The organism is Burkholderia sp. AU33803, from assembly GCF_002223095.1.
Lineage (GTDB): Bacteria > Pseudomonadota > Gammaproteobacteria > Burkholderiales > Burkholderiaceae > Burkholderia.
In genome coordinates this window covers 219,147-241,830 of record NZ_NKFJ01000007.1, presented here as the reverse complement: position 1 = coordinate 241,830, position 22,684 = coordinate 219,147, and the positions used below count along the sequence as shown (strand labels likewise).

Sequence of the window (22,684 nt, the reverse complement as noted above, 5' to 3'; positions counted from 1 at the left end):
GCATGGCGCGGAACCGGGCCCTTGTCTTTGGTCAGGCGAGCGCGATTACACGACGTTGTCGAGTTCGCAATGCGCTTCCAGCCGATATCCGTCGGGATCGACGACGAACGCCGCGTAGTAGCCGGGGCCGTAGTGGTCGCGCTTGCCGGGCCCGCCGTTGTCCTGGCCGCCGTGCTCGAGTGCGGCACGGTAGAACGCGTCGACTTCGACGGGCGAAGCGGCCTTGAACGACAGGTGCATCCCCGAGTCGGGATCGGGGGCGACAGGGCGACGCGCATATTGCAGCCACAGCTGCGGCTCGGTTGCGCCGTATCCGATGGATTCGTCGTCGGTATGCAGCCGTTTGTAGCCGAGCGCGCCGAGCGTGCTGTCGTAGAAGGCTCGGCTGCGGCCGACGTGTGCAACGCCGAACGAAAGGTGATCGATCATGTGTGGCTCCTTGGACCGAAGAGGGACGTCAGTGCGGCAAGCCTGCTCATAACCACCATGCCAGCCGCTTGTAGCGGAGTGTGCCGAGTGTGCTGTCGTAGAACGCGCGGCCGCGGCGGTTGTGGATAACGCCGGACAAAAGACGATCGATCATCTGTGGCTCCTTGAACTGAGGCGGGTGTCAGTGCAGCAAACTTTTTATAACCACCATGCTGGTTATGTTAGGAAGCGCTCGCGGGCTTGTCAACCGGCATGGTGGTTAGATACGATCCGGGCATGAGCGATACGCAACCTTCCGTCACGATGGACTGCCTGATTCCGGCGCCGCCCGAAACCCTGAGCATCGATTTCGCGAACACGCTGTACTGGCGCGGCAGCGATCCGCCGACGGAAACCTTCGGCACGATGGACGACCTGCTGGTGTGGTGTCGCGACCACGCCGGCGTGCCGGCCGGGCTGGCGCAAGCGTGTCAGGCGCACGGCGAAGAGGCCGGTGAGCCGGCGATGCTCGCGCACGCGCTCGCGTTGCGCGAGGCGCTGTATCGGCTCTTTCTTGCGCAGGCCGAACAGCGCGAGCCGCAGGCGGACGATCTCGCGCTGCTCGGCGGCTTCCTGGCGGAAGCGGCGCCGCGTGTCGCGCTGGCACGCGTCGATGGCGGTTATGCGTGGCGGATCGGGGAGGGGCGTGCGACGCTGGCCGGGCTGCTGAGCCCGGTATTGTGGTCGGCGATCGACCTGCTCGGCGGTGCGCGGCTCGCGAAGGTCAAGCGTTGCGCGAACGACGCCTGCCAGTGGCTGTTCATCGACGACAGCAAGAACGGCAGCCGCCGCTGGTGTTCGATGTCGTCGTGCGGCAATCGCGCGAAGGCATACCGCCACTATCACAAGGCCGACTGACGGTCGGCCCGTTCACCGCGCGGCAGCCGCCCGAGTTATTTCACCGACAACTTCCGCCACAGCGTCGTCTTGCTGATGCCGAGCATCGCGCACGCGCGGTCGCGGTCGCCGCCGCATGCGTCGAGCACCGCGCGGATCTCGTCGGCTTCCGCGCGACGGCGGCGCGCGTGCAGTGTCTGCGCATCGTCGCTGTCGGCCGCGTCGGGTGGTGCGGCGAACAGCTCGGGTGCGATCGCCTGCAGCGCGTCGGGATCGAGCGCGCCGCACGCGGCGGCCGGATCGTTTTCATCGGCTTCCTCGGCGAGTTCCACCGCGATCCGCTCGATCACGTTCTGCAGTTCGCGCACGTTGCCGGGCCACCGGTAGCGCGCAAGCGCGGCCTGCGTCGCGCCGAGCACGCGCGCGGCATCGGCGGCGTCGCGCAGCCGCTCGGCGAGGCGCGGCTCGCGTCGTGCGGCCTGCACGAGCAGCGTGGCCGCGAGTGCGGGGATGTCGGCGGCGCGCTCGCGCAGCGGCGGCAGGCCGACGTTCAGGATGTTGAGCCGGTAATAGAGATCCGCGCGGAACGTGCCGGCCTCGACGGCCACGAGCAGCGGACGGTGCGTCGCGGCGATCACGCGCACGTCGATGCGGATCGGCTCGGTCGAGCCGAGGCGGATCACCTCGCGCTCCTGCAGTACGCGCAGGAGCCGGCTCTGCAGCGACGGCGGCATCTCGCCGATCTCGTCGAGAAACAGCGTGCCGCGGTGGGCGGCTTCGAACAGGCCGGTCTTGCCGCCGCGCCGCGCACCGGTGAACGCGCCTTCTTCATAGCCGAACAGCTCGCTCTCGAGCAGCGCTTCCGGAAACGCGCCGCAATTGACCGCGACGAACGGGTAGCTGCGCCGCGCGGACAGCGCGTGCAGGCTTTGCGCGATCATTTCCTTGCCGGTGCCGCTTTCGCCGAGCACGAGCACGGTCGCATCGGATTTCGCGTAGCGGCGCACGAGCTCGCGCACACGCGCCATCGGTGCGGATGCGCCCACCACGTCGTCGAGCGCGTAGCGCGCGGCGAACTGCTGCGTGGTGGGCTGCGAACGCAATGCGCGGTCGAGCCGTTCGACCGCGCGCGATTCCTGGAACGTCAGCACGCTGCCCGACGTGACGCCGCGATCGACGAGCGGCCCGCGATGCACGACGTAGCGCACGCCGCGTACGGTCGCGAGCGCGTCGCCGTCCTCGCCGCGCAGCGTGCGCAGCTCGGGCCGCAGGTCGACGAGCGCGCGGCCGACAGCGGCCGCGGGTTCGACCCCGAGCGCCGACGCAAGCCGTTCGTTGATCGCTTCCACGCGGCCGTGTGCGTCGAGCGCGACCACGCCGTCGCGCAGGTGCTGGAGCAGGTTGTCGAGCCGCTGGCGGCGGAACGCCTCGGCATGCGTCGCATACGCGACTTCGAGCGCGGTCTCGACGGCCTTGCGCACGGACGCGTGCGAATACAGGAACACCGCGCCCATGCCGGCGCTGGCCGCGAGGTCGGTGACGAGGCCGGGGCCGACGATCGTCTCGATGCCGCGGTCGTGCAGGTCGTGCACGCAGGCTTCCGCTTCCTGCGCGGACTGATATGACGCAAACTGCACGTCGAGGCCATACGCGGCGACGAAGCGGCGCACTTCGGGCGGCGTTTCCCCGGCGCTGACGAGCGCGATGCGCGACGCGTCGCGCCGGGCGCGTGCGAGCGCCTGCATCACGTCGAAGCCGGTCGGCGACACGACCACCACCGGCACCTGCGCACGCGTCTTCAGGAAGCCGCCGTTCGAGCCGGCCGCGACGATCACGTCGGGCCGCGCGGTGCCGGCCTCGGCGATCGCGCTGAGCGCATCCTCATAGGCGCGCGTCACGATGCGCACGTCGGCGCGTTCGTCGAATTCGCCGGCGATCTCGCGAAACAGGTCGCGCAGGCGGCTGATGCCCATCGCCCAGATGCGCGGGCGCGCCGCGCGATCGGCCGGGCCGACGGGCTTGGTCGAGGAGAGGTCCATGACGATCGATTATGCGCGCGCGATTTCATTTTTGAAACATGAAATTGCTGAATTGAAATCCCCGGGCACGTCGACGCCCGTGCCGGTTGCTTAAGAATCAGTGGGTTAGCGACGTTGGGCGAGCTGGCCCGGTCCTTGCTGTTAATGGTCGTTCCTTCAGGAGGCCGTTCATGAGCAATACGCATCTTCAGAGCGCCGGCGCGAAATTCCGCGCGGCAGTCGCGGCGGAGCAGCCGCTGCAGGTGGTCGGCGCGATCACCGCCTACGCAGCCAAGATGGCGCAGGCCGTCGGCTTCAAGGCCGTGTACCTGTCGGGTGGCGGCGTCGCCGCGAACTCGCTCGGCATCCCCGACCTCGGCATCAGCACGATGGAAGACGTGCTGATCGACGCGAACCGGATCACCAACGCGACCGACCTGCCGCTGCTGGTCGACATCGATACCGGCTGGGGCGGTGCGTTCAACATCGCGCGCACCGTGCGCTCGTTCATCAAGGCCGGCGTCGCGGCCGTGCACCTGGAAGACCAGGTCGGCCAGAAGCGTTGCGGCCACCGTCCGGGCAAGGAAGTCGTGGCGATCGAGGAAATGGTCGATCGCGTCAAGGCAGCGGTCGATGCGCGTACCGACGACCAGTTCGTGATCATGGCGCGCACCGACGCCGCCGCCGCCGAAGGGATCGACTCGGCGATCGAGCGCGCGGTGGCCTACGTCGAAGCCGGCGCGGACATGATTTTCCCGGAAGCGATGAAGACGCTCGACGACTACCGCCGCTTCAAGGCCGCCGTGAAGGTGCCGATCCTCGCGAACCTGACCGAATTCGGCTCGACGCCGCTGTTCACGGTCGACGAGCTGCGCGAGGCGAACGTCGATATCGCGCTGTACTGCTGCGGCGCGTATCGTGCGATGAACAAGGCCGCGCTGAACTTCTACGAGACGGTGCGCCGCGACGGTACGCAGAAGGAAGCCGTGCAGACGATGCAGACGCGTGCCGAGCTGTACGACTTCCTCGGTTATCACGAATACGAGCGCAAGCTCGACGAGCTGTTCGCGCAGGGCAAGAAGTAAGCGCCTGCGCGCCGGGACACGATTCCGGAGCGTTTTGCATGGGGCTGGACCAGGCGCCGAAGCGCCAGGTCCGGCCGACGGCTTTGCAGCGGTCGGGCCCGGCGCCGAGGCGCCGGTTGAACCGACCTCTGATACCCCCGATACACATTGGAGAGCAGAAACATGAGCGAGACGAAAGACGCAGCAGCACCGGCCGCCGCAGGCGCATTCAAGCCGAAGAAGTCGGTGGCGCTGTCGGGCGTGACGGCCGGCAACACGGCGCTGTGCACGGTCGGCAAGACCGGCAACGACCTGCACTATCGCGGCTACGACATTCTCGACGTCGCCGAATCGTGCGAATTCGAGGAAATCGCCCACCTGCTCGTGCACGGCACGCTGCCGAACCTGACCGAACTGGCCGCGTACAAGACGAAGCTGCGCGCGCTGCGCGGCCTGCCGAACGCGCTGAAGGCGGCGCTCGAGCAGATCCCGGCGTCCGCGCACCCGATGGACGTGATGCGCACGGGCGTGTCGGTGCTCGGCACCGTGCTGCCGGAGAAGGACGACCACAACCTGCCGGGCGCGCGCGACATCGCCGACCGCCTGATGGCATCGCTCGGCTCGATGCTGCTGTACTGGTATCACTTCTCGCACAACGGCAAGCGCATCGAGACGGAAACCGACGACGATTCGATCGGCGGCCACTTCCTGCACCTGCTGCACGGCAAGACGCCGTCGAAGTCGTGGGTCGAGGCGATGCACACGTCGCTGATCCTGTACGCGGAGCACGAATTCAACGCGTCGACGTTCACCGGCCGCGTGATCGCGGGCACGGGCTCGGACATCTACTCGGCGATCACCGGCGCGATCGGCGCGCTGCGCGGCCCGAAGCATGGCGGCGCGAACGAAGTCGCGTACGAGATCCAGAGCCGCTACAGCTCGCCGGACGATGCCGAAGCCGACATCCGCCGCCGCGTCGAGAACAAGGAAGTCGTGATCGGCTTCGGCCACCCGGTCTACACGATCTCCGATCCGCGCAACAAGGTGATCAAGGGCGTCGCGCACAAGCTGTCGAAGGAAGCGGGCGACCTGAAGCTGTACAACATCGCCGAGCGCCTCGAATCGGTGATGTGGGAAGCGAAGAAGATGTTCCCGAACCTCGACTGGTTCAGCGCTGTGTCGTATCACATGATGGGCGTGCCGACCGCGATGTTCACGCCGCTGTTCGTGATCTCGCGCACGTCCGGCTGGAGCGCGCACATCATCGAGCAGCGCATCGACAACAAGATCATCCGCCCGAGCGCGAACTACACCGGTCCGGAAGACCTGCAGTTCGTGCCGATCGAAAAGCGCTGACATGCCCACCGCGCACACCGGCCTCCCGCGTGACGGGGGCCGGCGTGCGCCGGACGCCATACCCGAGTTCCCCACACCATGAATACCGCCAACCGCAAACCCCTGCCCGGCACGTCGCTGGACTATTTCGACGCGCGTGCCGCGGTCGAAGCGATCGCGCCCGGCGCCTATGACACGCTGCCGTACACGTCGCGCGTGCTCGCCGAAAACCTCGTGCGCCGCTGCGATCCGGCGATCCTTGCCGATTCGCTGAAGCAGATCATCGAGCGCAAGCGCGAACGTGATTTCCCGTGGTTCCCGGCGCGCGTCGTGTGCCACGACATCCTCGGGCAGACGGCGCTCGTCGATCTCGCCGGCCTGCGCGACGCGATCGCCGACGGCGGCGGCGACCCGGCCAAGGTGAACCCGGTCGTGCCCGTGCAGCTGATCGTCGACCACTCGCTCGCGGTCGAATGCGGCGGCTTCGATCCGGACGCGTTCGCGAAGAACCGCGCGATCGAGGATCGCCGCAACGAGGATCGCTTCCACTTCATCGAGTGGACGAAGAAGGCGTTCGAGAACGTCGACGTGATCCCGCCGGGCAACGGCATCATGCACCAGATCAACCTCGAGAAGATGTCGCCGGTGATCCAGGTGCAGGACGGCGTCGCGTACCCGGACACCTGCGTCGGCACCGACAGCCACACGCCGCACGTCGACGCGCTCGGCGTGATCGCGATCGGCGTCGGCGGCCTCGAAGCGGAGAACGTGATGCTCGGCCGCGCATCGTGGATGCGCCTGCCCGACATCGTCGGCGTCGAGCTGACCGGCAAGCGCCAGCCCGGCATCACCGCGACCGACGTCGTGCTCGCGCTGACCGAATTCCTGCGCAAGGAAAAGGTGGTCGGCGCGTACCTGGAATTCCGCGGTGAAGGCGCGGCGAGCCTCACGCTCGGCGATCGTGCGACGATCTCGAACATGGCGCCCGAATACGGCGCGACGGCCGCGATGTTCTTCATCGACGGCCAGACGACCGACTACCTGCGCCTCACCGGCCGCAGCGACGAGCAGGTGAAGCTCGTCGAGACCTACGCGAAGGCGGCCGGCCTGTGGGCCGATACGCTGAACAACGCGCAATACGAGCGCAGGCTGACGTTCGACCTGTCGAGCGTCGTGCGCAACATGGCCGGCCCGTCGAACCCGCACAAGCGGCTGCCGACGTCCGATCTTGCCGCACGCGGGATCGCCGGCCAGTGGGAAGAGAAGGCGGGCGAGATGCCCGACGGCGCCGTGATCATCGCCGCGATCACGAGCTGCACGAACACCAGCAACCCGCGCAACGTGATCGCGGCGGCCCTGCTCGCCCGCAACGCGAATGCACGCGGCCTCACGCGCAAGCCGTGGGTGAAGAGCTCGCTTGCGCCCGGCTCGAAGGCGGTCGAGCTGTACCTGGAGGAAGCGAACCTGCTGCCCGAACTCGAGAAGCTCGGCTTCGGCATCGTCGCGTTCGCGTGCACGACCTGCAACGGGATGTCGGGCGCGCTCGACCCGAAGATCCAGCAGGAGATCGTCGATCGCGACCTGTACGCGACGGCCGTGCTGTCCGGCAACCGCAACTTCGACGGCCGCATCCACCCGTATGCGAAGCAGGCGTTCCTCGCCTCGCCGCCGCTGGTGGTCGCGTATGCGATCGCCGGCACCATCCGCTTCGACATCGAGAAGGACGTGCTCGGCCACGACCAGGACGGCCAGCCCGTCACGCTGAAGGACATCTGGCCGACCGACGAGGAGATCGATGCGATCGTCGCGTCGAGCGTGAAGCCCGAGCAGTTCCGCAAGGTCTACGAACCGATGTTCGCGCGTAGCGCGGATGCGGGCGAGCGCGCGGCGCCGCTGTACGAGTGGCGCGCACAGAGCACGTACATCCGCCGTCCGCCGTACTGGGAAGGGGCGCTGGCCGGCGAACGCACGCTACAGGGGATGCGCCCGCTCGCGGTGCTCGGCGACAACATCACGACCGACCACCTGTCGCCGTCGAACGCGATCCTGCTGGACAGCGCGGCCGGCGAATATCTCGCGAAGATGGGCCTGCCGGAAGAAGACTTCAACTCGTACGCGACGCACCGGGGCGACCACCTGACCGCGCAGCGTGCGACCTTCGCGAACCCGACGCTGGTCAACGAGATGGCGATCGTCGACGGCGCGGTGAAGAAGGGCTCGCTCGCGCGCGTCGAGCCGGAAGGCAAGGTCATGCGGATGTGGGAAGCGATCGAGACCTACATGAATCGCAAGCAGCCGCTGATCATCGTGGCCGGCGCCGACTACGGCCAGGGCTCGTCGCGCGACTGGGCCGCGAAGGGCGTGCGGCTCGCGGGCGTCGAGGCGATCGCCGCCGAAGGCTTCGAGCGGATCCACCGCACGAACCTGATCGGCATGGGCGTGCTGCCGCTCGAGTTCAAGCCGGGCACGAACCGGACGACGCTCGGCATCGACGGCACCGAGACCTTCGACGTGATCGGCGAGCGCACGCCGCGCGCCGACCTGACGCTCGTGATTCATCGCAAGAACGGCGAGCGCGTCGAGGTGCCGATGACGTGCCGGCTCGACACGGCCGAGGAAGTGTCGATCTACGAGGCGGGCGGCGTGCTGCAGCGCTTCGCGCAGGACTTCCTCGAATCGTCGCAGGCGGCTTGACCGGGTCACACAGGGATAACGCACACATGGCTCACACTCCTCAAATCAGGATTCCCGCGACCTACATTCGCGGCGGCACCAGCAAGGGCGTGTTCTTCCGGCTGCAGGACCTGCCGGACGCCGCGCAGGCGCCGGGCGCCGCGCGCGACGCGCTGCTGCTGCGCGTGATCGGCAGCCCCGATCCGTACGGCAAGCAGATCGATGGGATGGGCGGCGCGACGTCGTCCACCAGCAAGACGGTGATCGTGTCGAAGAGCGCGCGGCCCGGCCACGACGTCGACTACTTGTTCGGCCAGGTGTCGATCGACAAGGCGTTCGTCGACTGGACCGGCAACTGCGGCAACCTGTCGGCGGCGGTCGGCCCGTTCGCGATCAGCGGCGGGCTGGTCGATCCGGCGCGTGTGCCGCGCGACGGCGTCGCGACCGTACGGATCTGGCAGGCGAACATCGGCAAGACGATCGTCGCGCATGTGCCGGTGACGAACGGTGCGGTGCAGGAGACGGGCGATTTCGAGCTGGACGGCGTCACGTTCCCGGCGGCCGAAGTGCAGCTCGAGTTCATGGACCCGGCCGCCGAGGAAGAAGGCGCGGGCGGGTCGATGTTCCCGACCGGCAACCTGATCGACGATCTCGCGGTGCCGGGTGTCGGCACGCTGAAGGCGACGATGATCAACGCGGGCATTCCGACGATCTTCGTCGAAGCGGAAGCGATCGGCTATACGGGCACCGAGCTGCAGGACGCGATCAACGGCGATGCGAAGGCGCTCGAGAAGTTCGAGACGATTCGTGCGCACGGCGCGCTGCGCATGGGCCTGATCGACACGCTCGATGAAATCGCGACGCGGCAGCACACGCCGAAGATCGCGTTCGTCGCGAAGCCGGCCGACTACGTCGCATCGAGCGGCAAGCGCGTGAACGCGGGTGACGTCGACCTGCTGGTGCGCGCGATGTCGATGGGCAAGCTGCACCACGCGATGATGGGCACGGCGGCGGTCGCGATCGGCACGGCCGCGGCGATCCCCGGCACGCTCGTCAACCTGGCGGCGGGCGGCGGCGAACGCAACGCGGTGCGTTTCGGGCATCCGTCGGGCACGCTGCGCGTCGGCGCGGAAGCACAGCTCGAGAACGGCGAGTGGACCGTCACCAAGGCGATCATGAGCCGCAGTGCGCGCGTGTTGATGGAAGGCTGGGTGAGGGTGCCGGGCGACGCGTTCTGAGCGTGGCCGGTTCCGGCAACGTAGCCGAAATGCGGCTTGCCCCGATCCCTGCGAAGCGGACCCCGCGACGCAGGGATTTTTTCATTTGACGCGTTGACGCCCGCGTGACAGGTGCGATCCGATGCGAGGCGTATGGCATCGGAGACCGTCGCGATACGCGACACGGACAGGAGAATCGCATGCCGCTCGATGCACCGCTTTCCGGCCTCCACATCGTCGAATTCGAAGGTCTCGGCCCCGGCCCGCTCGCGGGCTGGATGCTCGCGGGGATGGGCGCGCGGATCACGCTGATCGCCCGGCCGTCCGGCCGCACGAGCGCGCCGGATGCGTTGCAGGCCCGCGATGGCGACCTGCTGCGCGAAGGCAAGACGATCGTCGAACTCGACCTGAAGTCGCCGGCCGGCCGCGCCGCCGCGCTCGACCTGATCGCGCAGGCCGATGCGCTGATCGAGGGGCTGCGGCCCGGCGTGATGGAACGGCTCGGCCTCGGGCCCGACGATTGCGCACGCCGTCATCCGACGCTCGTGTATGGACGGATGACCGGCTGGGGCCAGCACGGCCCGCTTGCGGCGGCGGCCGGACACGACCTGAACTACGTCGCACTGACGGGGCTGCTGTCGCTGTCCGCGCCGCGCGACGGGCGGCCGGGGTTGCCGCCGACCGTCGTCGGCGATGCGGGCGGCGCGCTCGGGCTCGCGTTCGGGATCGTCTGCGCGCTGTTCGACGTGCGCGGTGGCGGGCCGGGGCGCGTGGTCGACGGCGCGATCGTCGACATCGTGTCGATGCTCGGTTCGCTGGCGCTGTGGGCGCGCGCGAACGGGCAGCTCGACGGCGCGCAGCCGAGCCTCTTTCACGATGCGCCGTTCTACGACGTGTATCGCTGCGCGGATGGCGAATGCGTGACGATCGGCGCGCTCGAGCCGCCGTTCTATGCGCTGCTGGTCGAACGGCTCGGGCTGACCGACGTCGATCCGGCGTCGCAGTACGACCGCGCGCGCTGGCCCGCGTTGAAGGCGCGTTTCGCAGAGATATTTGCGCAGCAGCCGTCCGCGTACTGGTGTGCGCTGCTCGAAGGCACCGACGCGTGTTTCGCGCCGGTGCTGAATGTGGCCGATGCGGCTGCGCACCCGCACAACGCGGCGCGCGGGATCTATCGGACGGATGAGAACGGCAACGTGCGGGCGCGGGTGGCGCCGCGGTTTTTGCCGCTGGCGGGGGACGTGGAGTAGACGGACTGACACGTCGAGGTCGTTGAGCCAGTCTCGAAACGCACATTGTCGAAAGACTTCGCAAATCTTGGGCGCCAATTATGGTGCTAAATTTTGCCTTAAAAAGAGTACAATCGATCTCCTGTTGAAAAAGGAGTCGACATGCCTCATACCATTCTGGCCAATGTTACGGCGAGCGTTTCGGAACTGAAGCGGAATCCGATGGGCACAGTCGCGGCGGGAGAGGGTTTCCCGGTCGCGATCCTGAATCACAACGAACCCGCGTTCTATTGCATCCCGGCGAAGACCTGGGAGGCGATCGTCGAACGCCTTGAAGATATCGAAGACAACGCGTTGGCCGACAAGCGCGCCAAGGAGAAGGTCGTCAAGGTCAAGCTGAATGACCTTTGAGCTTGCCTTTCTCGAACCTGCTCTGAAAGAGTGGAAGAAGCTCGATCGCACCGTTCGCGATCAGTTCAAATCCCGGCTCGCAGAGCGGCTCGAGAATCCTCGAATACCGTCCGCGAAGCTGCAGGGTCATCCGGACCGCTACAAGATCAAGCTGCGCAGCGTCGGCTATCGGCTCGTGTACGAAGTGCGCGATTCGGAAGTGCTCGTACTGGTCGTGGCGGTCGGTCGACGCGAGCGCGATGCTGTCTATCTTGCCGCGATGAAGCGTTAGATCCCCATGCGCCGCATGTGGAAGCGGCAAGCTTTTCCGCACGTCTGGCCGCTCGGCTCGACTACGCGGTGATCGTCTTCTGGAAGGACGGGCGATCTTTCAAGTGCGGAGAACCGCTCACGCCGTTTCCTCCGGCGCATCCGGCATCTTGCCGTCGCCGACGCGGTTGATCGTGCCCTGCGCGATCGCGACGAGCCGCTCGTGGTCGCCGTCGATGACGAACACATGACACTGGCAGGTCGCCTGGTGCCGCCCCGCGTAGACGAGCTTCGCGCGGGCGACGAGCGTGCCGTTCACGGCCGGCCGCAGGTAGTTGATCTTGTATTCCGCGGTGATCACGCGTGGGCCGAGCACGAGCGCGCCGGCGAACGTCAGCGCGTTGTCCGCGAGGTAGCTGATGACGCCGCCGTGCACGAAACCGTGCTGCTGCCGCAGTTCTTCGCGCACGGGCAGGCACAGCGACACTTCGTTGTCGCCGATATGCATCAGCTCCGTGCCCAGCAGCATGCTGAACGGTTGCGCGCGCAATGCGCCGCGCGCGTGATCCGTGATGTCGGTCATCGACTTTCCTCGAAATGAGTGCCCGCTTGCGCTGAACTCTAGGAAGGGGGATGCCGATAAGCAAGGAAATTCGTCCGCGTTTCGTGCAATTTCCAGCGTGATGCGACGCGATTATTGCGTCGAATGTCGTGGATTTCCCTGTTTGCGGGTGATTCCGCTGGAATGCGCGGCCAACGTGAATTTCGTTGCCGTCCGCACCTAAAGTCGGACGAAGAAATGCCGCTAATGCCGGGGCATTGCCTCATCGTCCGCTTTCCAGGAATCTCCTCCATGTTCGGAAAAATCAAGCTCGCGTCGGGTCTGCTCGGCGTGTTGACCGTGTTTTGCGTCTTCCTGTTTGCGATCGAGGCGCTCGGCTTCTGGGCGCTCAAGTCGACGCGCAGCGGCGTCGACGATCTGTCGAACGTCGCGATCACGCAGGTCGAGGCGGCCAGCCAGGCGACCCAGCAGCTGCTCGACGCGCGCATCAACCTGTCACGCGCCGGCACGCGGATGGTGCGCGGCGGCCCGAAACCCGACGACATCATCCGCCATGCCGGCGCGTCGCTCGCGGAAGCCGACAAGGCGTTTGCCGCGCTGACGGCCGCGCAGCCGGTCGACGATGCCAACCGCGCGCGCGTCGCGGCGCTCACCGAGCGCTATCGCGCGCTGCGCGGCGCGCTCGGCGAACTCGTGCAGTTCCTCGACGCCGACAACATCCAGGCTTTCCTCGACCAGCCGACGCAGAGCATCCAGGATGCCTATATCGCCGAGTTGCGCCGCTTCACCGACTACGGCGGCGCATCGAGCCGCACGGCGCTCGACACGATCGACGGCGGCATGCTCTGGTTCAAGTCGGTCGGCATCGTGCTGCTGGTGGCGATGCTCGTGGCGAGCGCGGCGATCTACGCGGCCGCGCGGCGCGCGGTCGTCGCGCCGCTGGAAGAAGCCGGCCGACATTTCGAGCGGATCGCGCAGGGCCGGCTCGATGAAGTCGTGCGGGCAGGCGGCGTGTTCGAGATCGACCGGATGCTGCGCGGCCTCGCCACGATGCAGACGAGCATCGCGGGCACCGTGCGTACGGTGCGCCAGGCGTCGGATGCGATCCACCTCGGCGCTGGAGAGATCGCGGGCGGCAATGCCGACCTGTCGGCGCGCACCGGCACGCAGGCCGCGTCGCTCGAGGAAACGGCCGCGAGCATGGAGGAACTGACGGCGACCGTCCGGCAGAACACCGACAGCGCGCGTGCGGCGAGCGCGCTGGCCGACGCGGCGCTCGAGGCGACGAGCCACGGCGGCGGCGTGGTCGACAGCGTGATCGACCGGATGCGCGGCATCGCGCAAAGCTCGGGGCGGATCGCGGAGATCATCTCGGTGATCGACGGCATCGCGTTCCAGACCAACATCCTCGCGCTGAACGCGGCCGTGGAAGCCGCCCGCGCGGGCGAACAGGGACGCGGCTTCGCGGTCGTCGCGGGTGAGGTGCGCTCGCTCGCGCAGCGCAGCGCGCAATCGGCGAAGGAGATCAAGGCGCTGATCGAGGATTCGGTTTCGCAGATCAACGGCGGCGCGGAGCTCGTCGAGCGCGCCGGCGACGCGATGCGGACGGTGTCGGCGTCGATCACGCGCGTCGTGCAGACGATGTCCGAGATCACGGCGGCGTCGGTCGAGCAGAGCGTCGGGATCGAGCAGGTGAACCAGGCCGTCACGCAGATGGATCAGCTCACGCAGCAGAACGCGGCGCTGGTGGAGGAGGTCGCGGCGGCGGCCGCGTCGCTGAACGACCAGACCGCGCACCTGATGCAGGCGGTGTCGGTGTTCGAACTGGGCGACGGCCGCGCCGTACGCGGCGAGCGCGCGGCGCCGTCGTTCGACGACGCGGGTTACGCGCCGGCCGGCAGCGCCGCGTAGGCGGTCTCGAGGTGGTAGGGCGTCGTCGACGGCATGTCGGCGCGCGCCACCTGCCCGTCCGCCGTCTTGCACTCGAACCAGCCGCGCGGATGCAGGAAGCGCGCGGCGAAGCGTTCGATCTGCCGCGCGAGCGGCGCGGAGGCCGGCGTACCGCCGTGCGTCGCGAGCGCGCGCAGGTACTCGGTCTGCGCCCAGATCCGCTGCGTGCCGTCGATGCACGCGCCTTGCGCGTCGAGCGCCGCGCAGACGCCGCCCGTTTGCGGATCGACGCCGTATTGCTCCGCGAACACGAATGCGCGCGCCAGCGCGCCGGGGAGCCCGGTCTGCGCGAGCCGCGCGCCGGCCGCATCGACCAGATAGAACCACTCGAACTGATGGCCGGGCTCGAACCGGTTGTCGGCTGCGCCGAGCGGCAGCTCGGCCACGCAGCCGGTCGCCGCATCGACGAACGTGCGCTCGACGGCTTGCGCGGTGCGCGCGAGCGCGTCGTCGAACGCCGTGTCGCCGAACGCAGCCGCCGCCGCGAGCCACGCTTCGGTCAGGTGCATCAGCGGATTCTGCAGCGCCCCGCTGCCGGATGACGAGAAATCGGCGTGGCGCGCCGCGTCGAGCAGCGCGTCGCCGCGGTGCGGCGCGAAGCGGTCCTGAATCAGCGCGGCGGTCTCTTCGGCTGTCTTGCGCGCGGCGGCGTCGCCCGACGCCGCATACCACGCGGCGCACGCGAACACGATGAAAGCGTGCGTGTAGAGATCCTTGGTCGTGTCGAGCGGGGCACCCTGCGCGTCCACGCTGTAGTGCCAGCCGCCGTGGCGCGGGTCGCGAAAGTGGCGGCCGAGCGCGTCGAACAGCGTGGCCGCGTGCGCGGTGTCGCCGGCCTGCGCGAACACGAACAGTTGCCGTGCGCAGGCCATCGCGCGATAGCGGGTCACGGGCAGCGGCGCGTGGGTGGTCGGATCGACGGCTTCGAACGGCAACTGTAATGTCTGGTCGAACCCTGAACCCCGCCAGATCGGCAAGACGACGTGCGCGAAATGGTGGCGCAGCTGGGCGGCCTGGGCGGAAGCGGAGTCGGAAACGGACATGACGGGGTTGAGCGCTGGGTTCGAAACGTGTCGGCGCGGCCCGGAGGATCGGCGCGGCCGGGGCCAAGGATAAAACATTCCGCACCGCCGGCACCAAAAAAGGAGATAAATCGCATGCTGAGCAACCTGGAACTCGTGATGCGGCTCGTCCTCGCGGCGGCGCTGGGTAGTGTCATCGGCTTCGAGCGCGAGCGTCTGTCGTGGGCGGCCGGCCTGCGGACGCATATGCTCGTCTGTGTCGGTTCGACGCTGATCATGATCGTGTCGGCGTTCGGGTTCGCCGACGTACTCGGCAGCAGCGAGCACATCGTGCTCGACCCGTCGCGGATCGCCGCGCAGGTCGTGTCGGGCATCGGTTTCCTCGGCGCGGGCTCGATCCTGCTGCGCGGCGAGATCGTGCGCGGGCTGACGACCGCCGCGAGCCTGTGGTCGGTCGCCGCGATCGGCCTCGCGGTGGGCGGCGGGCTCTACGTCGCGTCGATTTCGGCGACGATCGTCATCCTGATCATCCTGGCCGGCATCAAGCCACTGGAGCGGCGCTACTTCACGGTGCGCCAGCGGCGCCAGCTCGCGCTGACGGTCGTGAGCGGCACGCTGAACTTCGATTCGCTGCACGCGGTGCTCGGCCCGGACAGTGCGCGCGTGAAGCAGTTCATCGTGCAGCGCGCCGACGATACGGGCGAGCACGACGAGGTGCGCATCGCGCTTGCGCGGGTGTCGGCACTCGAATACCAGGCGATTTGCGACAAGCTGCGCGCGCTGAAGGGCGTCACGCGTTTCGAAGAGGGGAGCGGGTTGTCGGGCGACGAATAGGCGGAATCGGCGACGGGGCGTGCGACAATGGCCGCCCACCGATTCCGTTCGACATCCGGTTCCGCGCTTGTGGGCCTAGCCATCCGATTTTCCTTGATCTCCGCCAAATACGAGTCGAAATTGTCGTGATTTTCAAGGGTTTGCGGAGAATTGCTTTTCGACCCTTCAATCGCGAGAGGCTTTGCTTCAAATCAGTCGATCCATCTGGGGATGGCCGGAAAGAGGTGAGGGTGGGGCACCGATACGATTCGTCGGGCATGGGCGACCTTGCGCCAGTCGAGCGCTGTTTGTGGGGCGCTATCATCTCGCCACTTCAAAGACTGGGGTTCGTCCGCATCCAGGTTGCAAGCAATCGCGGGAGATGGGGCGGCGCCGGCACTTTGTCGGCACCTTTCACAAGATCATTCATTCTCAGCGCGATTGTCGTGGCTGGCGTGGCCGCTGCTTCAATCGCTTTGAGGGTTTCATGTCGATCGAGTGCCACTTCCCATTTTGTCGTCGCAAGCATGCACTTGGGAAGTTGTGCGGTCATTTTTTCTTTGGTAATGCGTATCTATTGCTGAATTCGGCGACGTCTTTATATCCATGCCTGGATGCAAGAAAATGCTTAATTCTTGCCTCGGCATCTCGATGTTTGATCGTCCGAAATGAGTGATTTTCGACGGCGCAACCATAAAAGAGCGACATTCAATGGAATCATCGTCTGTCATTTTCGAGTAGAGCGCTTTACTTCGACGTGAGTGGGTTGCCTGCCCGCTTGCGGCGAACTTAAGGTAAGCTGGCGGAGCATGACCGCGCTTGCCGAAAGGCACAGCATGACTGTCGATGTGCTGGATGACGGGCGCCGCCCCAAAGTGGGGCGATTATTCCGAACAGCGTGTGCGGTATGCCCCTTTAAGAGGGAAAGCCGTTCTTCCGCGCCACATTCACAACCCACTATTGCGACACATGTCTTGTCCTTACTCGATTACGGTTCGCGGCGCGTTGAATTCGGCAGGAGCCGAAGTCGTTCGATCCATGCAATTGCCGTCGGGCATAACCCTGTCAGAATGGACAGGTCGCAATACGTTGACCGAATATAAAAGCTCGGCGGAGAACGTGCTGAGTATCTATTTGTCGGGCGGCGAAAATTGTGCACAGGTCGACGGAAGGCAGGTCGTTCGCCGGGGATTCAAAAGTGCAGTCTGTCTGTTTCCGGTTGGTGAAGGCGAATCGCAGTGGCAAATCACCGAGCGCCTTAATTTTCTGCATATCTACTTCGACATGCGCAACTTCGAGCCCAGCCTGCTTCGGGCCTTGCGCCAGCCACCGGAGGCCTACCGGTTCCGCGAGGTCTTCCAGGAAGCCTCCCCCGTCATCAGTGCGGCGGCGCACAGCATTGCGCAGTCCGACTGGAACGACGAGACGCTGTCGCTCGGTATCGATAGCCTGATGAGCTGGATTCTGCTCAATGCGATCCGCGGTTACGCCGAGGCCGATCTGGAGCCCGTGGATACGCGGGGGTGCCTGTCGACGAAGCAGGCCGACATGATCCGCGAGTATTGCAACGCCAATCTCGGCGAGATGGTGCGGCTCGAACATCTGGCGGATCTCGTGAGTCTCAGCCGCTACCACTTTCTGCGTAAATTCAAGAACACGTTCGAACAGTCTCCGCACGCGTTTTTGACCGGATTGAGGATGGCCCGGGCACACGACCTGCTGAGACACACCGACCAGAAGATCATGAGCATCGCACTCGAGTGCGGCTATGCGCAGCACAGCCGGTTCTCGACCGCATTCAAGCGACATTACGGCTATTCTCCCGGCGCGGTGCGCGGAAAGTGATTTCGCTCAAGTCAGGGGCCGTTTTGCGCGTCGCGGATCAAGCCGGCCAGGTCGGCTGATCTCAGCTTGCGATGCGAGAGGGCGGGGACGCGAAGTTCCTGTGCGAGATTGCGCACCTGCTGCTTGTGGGCCGCCTTGAGGTTGTCGTGAAACGCGATCGCATCGACACCGCCCTTGATCGACCGGGCGCACGCAATCAGGTCCTTCAATCGTTCCGGCGAGTCGTAGTCGTGCGCGACCAGCCAGTGATTGGGAAGCACGTGGGACAGCGCGAGTCCTTGCGTGTCGCCGTAATCGCGCAGCAACTGCGTGAATCCGGGCTCGAAGTGGGTTCCGCCGATACAGAGCAGCGAGATCGCCGGTTGAGCCGCGTGTTCCCCCGCCGCCAGCAGTGCACGCACAAGCACGTCAGCGGCATCCGGGTTTGTCCACGCGTCCGCCGTGCTGCCGATTTCCAGGTCGATGACCGATGGCGTCACCGCGGAGACGAGGCTGCCGGGCTGGGCGCCGTAGAGCGGGCCGGACCAGTGCGTGGCTTCCATCCATGTCGAATACGAATCCAGGCCCGCTTTCCGACGCTCGTGTTCGACCGCCAGAAACAGGCTGCGCGTGATGGCGGGATCGACCGGACTGAACGTGCCGCTTTCCATGTCGCCGGTCGTCTGGATCGTGAAAATGCGGTCGGGCGCATTTTTCCCTTCATGCCAGTTGACGATAACGATCGCGTCGGCGTCGCCGAAGGCCTCGTTCAGCCGTGGCGCGTAGCGTCGGTAGTCGTGGCTGAGCACCTGGTCGAGCTGCAGCAGGTCGTAGCGCACGCCGCCGGATTGCGCGCGCAGTACCGGATGTCCGTCCAGGGTGCCTTCGGCTTGCCAGTCGATGCCGGAGGCGAGGAGCCGGGCCAGCACGTGCGCCGACACCGGATCCTTGTCGAGATCGGTGCAGAAAGCCAGAACGATGTGCTTCACGGGTGAGTTTTCCTGAAGTGGATCATGGCGAACGTTCAGAACAGCAGAAACGCGATCGAAGAGGCGGACAGCAGGGCCAGTGTTCGTTGGAGTGCCCTGCCGCGCAGGACTTGCGACATCACGAGGCCGAATACGGCCCAGATCGAGTTGCACGGGAAGAAAATGATCCCGAGCGTGAGCGACAGGAGCGTTGCGTCGACGTACAGGTTGCTGGTCAAGGGCAGGAACGTTGACGTCGCGCTGGCGCCGAGCAGCCAGATTTTCGGATTCAGAATCTGGAGCAGCGCGGCCTCACCGAACGTGATGGGATGCTCGATCGAGAGATTCCCGGCATGCGTCGGCTGCGACGTGTACAGCTTGTAGGCCAGGTACAGGATGTACGCGGTGCCCACCACCTTCAGCGCCGGGTGCAGCAACGGGTATCGGCTCAGCACGCTGGACAGCCCGAGCGCGATGACCATGAACAGGACGAATACGCCAACCGAAATGCCGGTTAGCGACGGCAGCGTGCGTCGATACCCGAACTGCGCGCAGTTGGCGGTCGTCATCAGGTTGTTCGGCCCCGGAGAGATGATCAGCGGGATCGAGAACAGTCCGATCTGGAGCAACTTGGCGACAAGCGCGGCGTCGACGTTCATCTAGCCTCTCACCTTGTCGCGATTCGCGCCTGCCGCTGTGCGCCGTCGGCGAATTGCGCCGAGGTGATGGGCAAGCTCGACGAGCGGGCCGCGGTCGCGCATGCGGTAGGTCGAGCCGACGTCCGGTTGCGGTTCGCTGTGCCACGTCGCGAGATCGGCGTTCTGCTTCAAGCGGGCAACGAGACTGTCCACTGCGGCTCGTTCGGCGCGCGAATAGAGCGTTTCCGAATTGTCGCCGTCGGAGAACCGGACTGGATGACGGCTGATGATGGCGCCCGTATCGAGGCCGGCGGACACGCGATGAATCGTCGTGCTCAGCTTGTCGAATTCGCCGTGATGCAGTGCGAAGAAGAAGCAGTGATTGCCCCGGTAGTACGGTAGGTGACCGCCGTGGATGTTGATGATGCGCCCGGGCGGTACGAGCGACAGCAACGCCTCGCCGATCTTCTTGGTGCCCATCACGATATAGACGTCGGACACGTCCTCGCGCAGTGCGTCGAGCACGCTCGTGTCGTTGATCCACGACGTTTCCAGATATTGAACACCGGCGTGACGTCGAAGTGCGTCCCAGGTCCGCAGTTCGTCGTCGCGAAGAAAATAGCGGCGGCGGTACGCGTCGTATCCTGATAGTCTGCGTCGCCATTCGTGATAGCGAGTCCACAGATACGCACGATAGTTGCCGTTGCGAAACAGGCGAGATGCCTGTTCGCGCCCGGGTTCGACGATGACGCGAACGCGTCCGAACGCGGTAACAAGCTCCGCGGCGAGATAGAGATGATGCGGACCGTCCGAACAGAGCAACGTGACGTTGGTCATGCGAGCATACTCATGAAGCGGCGATCGAGCGCCTGTTGTGTCGCAGCGGTGCGGGACTCGCAGGATCGCTGGCGCCGGCGCTGATCCAGCAGGCGCGTGGCGAGTACTGCTACCGCCGTGTGCGTGTTCCGCGTCGATGGCCCACCGCCGCCGTCGAGCGCGTCGAACACGTTTGCACTTTCCAGCCGGGCATGAACGCGGTCGAGCATCGCTGCCGCCGTGGCGTGGAGCGAATCCGACGTGGCGCCGGGCGCGCCGGACAGTGCGCGTCCGACCGCCGCATGGGCATCCCTGAATGATGCCGCGCGTTGCTGCACGAGCGATTCCGCGACGAGCGTCGCGCCTGCATTCCCGATTTCGATCGCGCGGCGTGCGGCGTCGGCGTCGAACCGGATCTCGTTCATCGCATAGACGAGCACCTTCAGCATGTCGATGACGAGACCGCTCATCTCGGCGACCGTTTCGACCGCGGTGCGGCTGGCCTGATACGAGTTGCCGGTCGGCAGATGCGATAGCGACGACAGTGCCGCGGCGCAATGTCCGACGATGCGGTCGTGACCGAGACGCAGCCATTCGAGCAAGTACGGGTTGCGTTTCTGCGGCATGTTGGACGAGCCGCCGTACATGCCGTCCGGCAATGTGACGAGCCCGATTTCGCGCATCGACCAGAGCTGCAGGTCGGTCGCGATACGGTTCAGATTGCCGCTCAGCTCCGCCAGCAGGCACACGCAGCGCAGTGCCGGATTCTTGTCGGTGATCGCGCTCAGCGAATTGAGCGGGCCTGCCGAAAAACCCAGCAGGGTCGCCGTGCATTGCGGGTCGGTGGCGAACGTCGTGCCCGCGCCGGCGCATGCGCCGAGCGGGGAAACTGTGAGGCCGTCGCGCAGCGAGGAGAGCGCGTCAAGCGTGCCGAGCAGTATTTCGCACTGCGCGACGAGGTAATGCCCTGCCGATCCGGGCATCGCGGTCTGGTACTGGCTATAGATCGGCAGCAGGATGTCGGCCGAATCGGCGGCGCGTCGCATGAGCGCCGTGCCGAGATCGACGGCCTGGCCCGTGACGTGCGATAGCGCCTGGCGAATGGTCAGCAGAAGGTGCGTGCCGTTGATGTCGTTGCGTGAGCGCGCCGCCTGAATCATGCCGCCGGTGTCCCGTCCGCAGCGGCTGATCACATACTGTTCGTAATCGAAGTAGTCGCCGCGTCCGGAAACGTGTTCGAGCAACAGCGCCGGATTCGCTTCGAGTGCCATGACCGCATCGCGCAGCGAGTCGAACTGCTCGGCGTTCAGGATCGATCGTTCGCGCAACATGATCAGATGGGCTTTTTCGATCGCGAGAAGATGGGTCTTGAGCTTGCCGAAGCACGCGGGCGTACGTTCGTAGACGATGTCGTGAATCGTGTCGCGGTTCGGCACCGCCCGATCCGGTTCGTCGTAAAGCACGCGTGAACGCCTCCGGAGCGACAGCGCCTGCCGGAGCACCGAAGCAGCGCTTCGGCCGAACGAAATGACGTAACCGGCGCGATCGGAGAAGTCGAACTTGCCGGCGTTGACGCCTGCTTCGCGAAACAGGCCGGCGTCGGCGCAGTCGTCCGGAAAATCGATGCCGACATAGCGGCGCCCGACCTCCGGCACGACGAACGCGACCGCGCTATGCAACGCGGGCGTCGGCACGACGAACTGGCTGCGGCGCGCAAGATGGCTGCGCACGTACAGATCCGCGATCGACCATCCGTATGCACGCTCCATCAAGCGGGGAATCATCCCGCCGGCAAGGCGCGCGTTGATTTCGATGACGGTGATCGTGCCGTCGTGAACTTTCAGTTCCGTGTGCGCGGGACCGAATGCATAGCCGACCGCATCGAGTGCGCGACGTACCGTATCGACGATGCGGGCATGGGTGGCTGCATCGAGGTCCGCCGGCAGGACGTGCGCGAGTTCGAGAAAATGCGGCGGCTTGGTCACGAACTTGCGCGTGACCGCAAGCACATGATGGCCGTCTGCATCGCTGAACGATTCGACCGAGAACTCCGTTCCCGGAATGAAGCGCTGGCAGATGAGCGCGCCATCGGACGCATCCGGAAAATCCGGCGCGTGTTCGACGAGGCGCACGCCGATGCTGCCCGTGCCTTGCCTCGGCTTCACGATGACCGGATAGGTCAGATTGTGCGCCGCCTCCGCGGAATCGATCGCAGCGGTATACGGGTACGGGACGCCGTGGTCGCGCAACACGTCCTGCAGTCGCAGCTTGTCTCGACACAGCGCGACCGTGGCGCCCGGATTGCCGGGCAAGCCGAGCCGCTCGGACAATCGTGCCGCGTTCTCGATGAATGCATCGCTCGTCGATACGACGTAACGTACGTTGTCGATTTCACCGACGACACGCTCGAGTGCATCGACCGATTGCGTGTCGCAATCGATCACGCGAACGCCGGGCGGCAACCGATCGATAAACGCGTAGCGCGCACGGTCGCGCACGAGGAAGCAGGTTTCATCGTAGTGCAACGACGCGTCGAGCAGCATCTGCCCGAACCCCGTGGTGTTCGATTCGATGTAGATGATCGCCATGA

At 66.0% G+C, this 22,684-nt stretch carries 20 protein-coding genes; 11 read left to right on the top strand and 9 right to left on the bottom strand.

Annotated features, from left to right (window positions below):
- Nucleotides 1-45 precede the first annotated feature (45 nt).
- Nucleotides 46-429: a VOC family protein gene (locus CFB41_RS30705; RefSeq protein ID WP_089459183.1), complete on the bottom strand. Its 384-nt coding sequence runs from the start codon at nucleotides 427-429 to the stop codon at nucleotides 46-48.
- 252 nt (nucleotides 430-681) lie between these two features.
- Here CFB41_RS30705 and CFB41_RS30700 point away from each other — a divergent pair, with 252 nt between their 5' ends.
- Nucleotides 682-1,326 carry an ABATE domain-containing protein gene (locus tag CFB41_RS30700; RefSeq protein WP_089459182.1) on the top strand — a complete coding sequence of 215 codons (645 nt, stop codon included), beginning with the start codon at nucleotides 682-684 and terminating at the stop codon, nucleotides 1,324-1,326.
- Nucleotides 1,327-1,361: 35 nt separating this feature from the next.
- Here CFB41_RS30700 and prpR read toward each other — a convergent pair whose 3' ends face one another.
- Nucleotides 1,362-3,344 carry a propionate catabolism operon regulatory protein PrpR gene (prpR, locus tag CFB41_RS30695; RefSeq protein ID WP_089459181.1) on the bottom strand — a complete coding sequence of 661 codons (1,983 nt, stop codon included), beginning with the start codon at nucleotides 3,342-3,344 and terminating at the stop codon, nucleotides 1,362-1,364.
- Between the two features lie 170 nt (nucleotides 3,345-3,514).
- Here prpR and prpB point away from each other — a divergent pair, with 170 nt between their 5' ends.
- From prpB to CFB41_RS30660, 7 genes are all read left to right on the top strand, one after another.
- Entirely contained in the window at nucleotides 3,515-4,408 is an 894-nt protein-coding gene (gene prpB, locus CFB41_RS30690; RefSeq protein ID WP_089459180.1) for a methylisocitrate lyase, read from the top strand.
- A 162-nt stretch (nucleotides 4,409-4,570) separates the two neighbouring features.
- Nucleotides 4,571-5,743 carry a 2-methylcitrate synthase gene (gene prpC, locus CFB41_RS30685; RefSeq protein WP_031400290.1) on the top strand — a complete coding sequence of 391 codons (1,173 nt, stop codon included), beginning with the start codon at nucleotides 4,571-4,573 and terminating at the stop codon, nucleotides 5,741-5,743.
- Between the two features lie 78 nt (nucleotides 5,744-5,821).
- Complete coding sequence (gene acnD, locus CFB41_RS30680; RefSeq protein WP_089459179.1) at nucleotides 5,822-8,416, top strand: Fe/S-dependent 2-methylisocitrate dehydratase AcnD; 2,595 nt, start codon at nucleotides 5,822-5,824, stop codon at nucleotides 8,414-8,416.
- Nucleotides 8,417-8,442: 26 nt separating this feature from the next.
- Nucleotides 8,443-9,633 (top strand): 2-methylaconitate cis-trans isomerase PrpF, encoded by a 1,191-nt coding sequence (prpF, locus tag CFB41_RS30675; RefSeq protein ID WP_089441419.1) that lies wholly within the window; start codon nucleotides 8,443-8,445, stop codon nucleotides 9,631-9,633.
- A 179-nt stretch (nucleotides 9,634-9,812) separates the two neighbouring features.
- The gene (locus CFB41_RS30670) at nucleotides 9,813-10,862 is read left to right on the top strand and encodes a CaiB/BaiF CoA-transferase family protein (protein ID WP_089459178.1); all 1,050 of its coding nucleotides are present in this window, start codon (nucleotides 9,813-9,815) and stop codon (nucleotides 10,860-10,862) included.
- Between the two features lie 141 nt (nucleotides 10,863-11,003).
- Nucleotides 11,004-11,252 carry a type II toxin-antitoxin system Phd/YefM family antitoxin gene (locus CFB41_RS30665; RefSeq protein WP_089459177.1) on the top strand — a complete coding sequence of 83 codons (249 nt, stop codon included), beginning with the start codon at nucleotides 11,004-11,006 and terminating at the stop codon, nucleotides 11,250-11,252.
- Nucleotides 11,242-11,523, top strand: a complete 282-nt coding sequence (locus CFB41_RS30660) for a type II toxin-antitoxin system RelE/ParE family toxin (RefSeq protein WP_039349649.1) — start codon at nucleotides 11,242-11,244, stop codon at nucleotides 11,521-11,523. Before CFB41_RS30665 ends, CFB41_RS30660 begins: the two co-directional genes overlap by 11 nt.
- Before the next feature lie 117 nt (nucleotides 11,524-11,640).
- On the opposite strand, the gene CFB41_RS30655 is transcribed toward CFB41_RS30660, so the two are convergent.
- Nucleotides 11,641-12,084, bottom strand: a complete 444-nt coding sequence (locus CFB41_RS30655; RefSeq protein ID WP_011353771.1) for a PaaI family thioesterase — start codon at nucleotides 12,082-12,084, stop codon at nucleotides 11,641-11,643.
- 270 nt (nucleotides 12,085-12,354) lie between these two features.
- On the opposite strand from CFB41_RS30655, the gene CFB41_RS30650 reads away from it, so the two are divergent.
- On the top strand, nucleotides 12,355-13,974 hold the full coding sequence (locus CFB41_RS30650; protein ID WP_089459176.1) for a methyl-accepting chemotaxis protein: 1,620 nt from the start codon (nucleotides 12,355-12,357) through the stop codon (nucleotides 13,972-13,974).
- On the opposite strand, the gene CFB41_RS30645 is transcribed toward CFB41_RS30650, so the two are convergent.
- Nucleotides 13,947-15,056, bottom strand: a complete 1,110-nt coding sequence (locus CFB41_RS30645; RefSeq protein WP_089459175.1) for an AGE family epimerase/isomerase — start codon at nucleotides 15,054-15,056, stop codon at nucleotides 13,947-13,949. The two genes, CFB41_RS30650 and CFB41_RS30645, sit on opposite strands and share 28 nt — an antisense overlap.
- Nucleotides 15,057-15,170: 114 nt before the next feature.
- Here CFB41_RS30645 and CFB41_RS30640 point away from each other — a divergent pair, with 114 nt between their 5' ends.
- Nucleotides 15,171-15,869 (top strand): MgtC/SapB family protein, encoded by a 699-nt coding sequence (locus CFB41_RS30640; protein ID WP_089459174.1) that lies wholly within the window; start codon nucleotides 15,171-15,173, stop codon nucleotides 15,867-15,869.
- A gap of 313 nt (nucleotides 15,870-16,182) precedes the next feature.
- On the opposite strand, the gene CFB41_RS37845 is transcribed toward CFB41_RS30640, so the two are convergent.
- Nucleotides 16,183-16,401, bottom strand: a complete 219-nt coding sequence (locus tag CFB41_RS37845; RefSeq protein ID WP_144029974.1) for a hypothetical protein — start codon at nucleotides 16,399-16,401, stop codon at nucleotides 16,183-16,185.
- A 485-nt stretch (nucleotides 16,402-16,886) separates the two neighbouring features.
- On the opposite strand from CFB41_RS37845, the gene CFB41_RS30635 reads away from it, so the two are divergent.
- On the top strand, nucleotides 16,887-17,693 hold the full coding sequence (locus CFB41_RS30635; RefSeq protein WP_242808562.1) for a helix-turn-helix transcriptional regulator: 807 nt from the start codon (nucleotides 16,887-16,889) through the stop codon (nucleotides 17,691-17,693).
- 11 nt (nucleotides 17,694-17,704) lie between these two features.
- Here CFB41_RS30635 and CFB41_RS30630 read toward each other — a convergent pair whose 3' ends face one another.
- Genes CFB41_RS30630 through CFB41_RS30615 form a run of 4 tightly spaced genes read right to left on the bottom strand, consistent with a single transcriptional unit; the run spans nucleotide 17,705 to nucleotide 22,682 of the window.
- Nucleotides 17,705-18,661 (bottom strand): D-aminoacyl-tRNA deacylase, encoded by a 957-nt coding sequence (locus CFB41_RS30630; protein ID WP_089459173.1) that lies wholly within the window; start codon nucleotides 18,659-18,661, stop codon nucleotides 17,705-17,707.
- A gap of 35 nt (nucleotides 18,662-18,696) precedes the next feature.
- Nucleotides 18,697-19,299 carry a LysE family translocator gene (locus CFB41_RS30625; RefSeq protein WP_089428855.1) on the bottom strand — a complete coding sequence of 201 codons (603 nt, stop codon included), beginning with the start codon at nucleotides 19,297-19,299 and terminating at the stop codon, nucleotides 18,697-18,699.
- Nucleotides 19,300-20,115: a formyl transferase gene (locus CFB41_RS30620; protein ID WP_089459172.1), complete on the bottom strand. Its 816-nt coding sequence runs from the start codon at nucleotides 20,113-20,115 to the stop codon at nucleotides 19,300-19,302. It abuts the gene before it with no gap.
- Nucleotides 20,112-22,682, bottom strand: a complete 2,571-nt coding sequence (locus CFB41_RS30615; RefSeq protein ID WP_089459171.1) for a lyase family protein — start codon at nucleotides 22,680-22,682, stop codon at nucleotides 20,112-20,114. The genes CFB41_RS30620 and CFB41_RS30615 overlap by 4 nt, the downstream gene beginning before the upstream one ends.
- Between the last annotated feature and the right edge of the window lie 2 nt (nucleotides 22,683-22,684).

Excerpts from the sequence above, each read along its gene's own strand:
- CFB41_RS30705 (WP_089459183.1), bottom strand. The coding sequence starts at position 429 with ATGATCGATCACCTTTCGTTCGGCGTTGCACACGTCGGCCGCAGCCGA.
- CFB41_RS30700 (WP_089459182.1), top strand. The coding sequence starts at position 682 with ATGGTGGTTAGATACGATCCGGGCATGAGCGATACGCAACCTTCCGTC.
- prpR (WP_089459181.1), bottom strand. The coding sequence starts at position 3,344 with ATGGACCTCTCCTCGACCAAGCCCGTCGGCCCGGCCGATCGCGCGGCG.
- prpB (WP_089459180.1), top strand. The coding sequence starts at position 3,515 with ATGAGCAATACGCATCTTCAGAGCGCCGGCGCGAAATTCCGCGCGGCA.
- prpC (WP_031400290.1), top strand. The coding sequence starts at position 4,571 with ATGAGCGAGACGAAAGACGCAGCAGCACCGGCCGCCGCAGGCGCATTC.
- acnD (WP_089459179.1), top strand. The coding sequence starts at position 5,822 with ATGAATACCGCCAACCGCAAACCCCTGCCCGGCACGTCGCTGGACTAT.
- prpF (WP_089441419.1), top strand. The coding sequence starts at position 8,443 with ATGGCTCACACTCCTCAAATCAGGATTCCCGCGACCTACATTCGCGGC.
- CFB41_RS30670 (WP_089459178.1), top strand. The coding sequence starts at position 9,813 with ATGCCGCTCGATGCACCGCTTTCCGGCCTCCACATCGTCGAATTCGAA.
- CFB41_RS30665 (WP_089459177.1), top strand. The coding sequence starts at position 11,004 with ATGCCTCATACCATTCTGGCCAATGTTACGGCGAGCGTTTCGGAACTG.
- CFB41_RS30660 (WP_039349649.1), top strand. The coding sequence starts at position 11,242 with ATGACCTTTGAGCTTGCCTTTCTCGAACCTGCTCTGAAAGAGTGGAAG.
- CFB41_RS30655 (WP_011353771.1), bottom strand. The coding sequence starts at position 12,084 with ATGACCGACATCACGGATCACGCGCGCGGCGCATTGCGCGCGCAACCG.
- CFB41_RS30650 (WP_089459176.1), top strand. The coding sequence starts at position 12,355 with ATGTTCGGAAAAATCAAGCTCGCGTCGGGTCTGCTCGGCGTGTTGACC.
- CFB41_RS30645 (WP_089459175.1), bottom strand. The coding sequence starts at position 15,056 with ATGTCCGTTTCCGACTCCGCTTCCGCCCAGGCCGCCCAGCTGCGCCAC.
- CFB41_RS30640 (WP_089459174.1), top strand. The coding sequence starts at position 15,171 with ATGCTGAGCAACCTGGAACTCGTGATGCGGCTCGTCCTCGCGGCGGCG.
- CFB41_RS37845 (WP_144029974.1), bottom strand. The coding sequence starts at position 16,401 with ATGACCGCACAACTTCCCAAGTGCATGCTTGCGACGACAAAATGGGAA.
- CFB41_RS30635 (WP_242808562.1), top strand. The coding sequence starts at position 16,887 with ATGCAATTGCCGTCGGGCATAACCCTGTCAGAATGGACAGGTCGCAAT.
- CFB41_RS30625 (WP_089428855.1), bottom strand. The coding sequence starts at position 19,299 with ATGAACGTCGACGCCGCGCTTGTCGCCAAGTTGCTCCAGATCGGACTG.
- CFB41_RS30620 (WP_089459172.1), bottom strand. The coding sequence starts at position 20,115 with ATGACCAACGTCACGTTGCTCTGTTCGGACGGTCCGCATCATCTCTAT.
- CFB41_RS30615 (WP_089459171.1), bottom strand. The coding sequence starts at position 22,682 with ATGGCGATCATCTACATCGAATCGAACACCACGGGGTTCGGGCAGATG.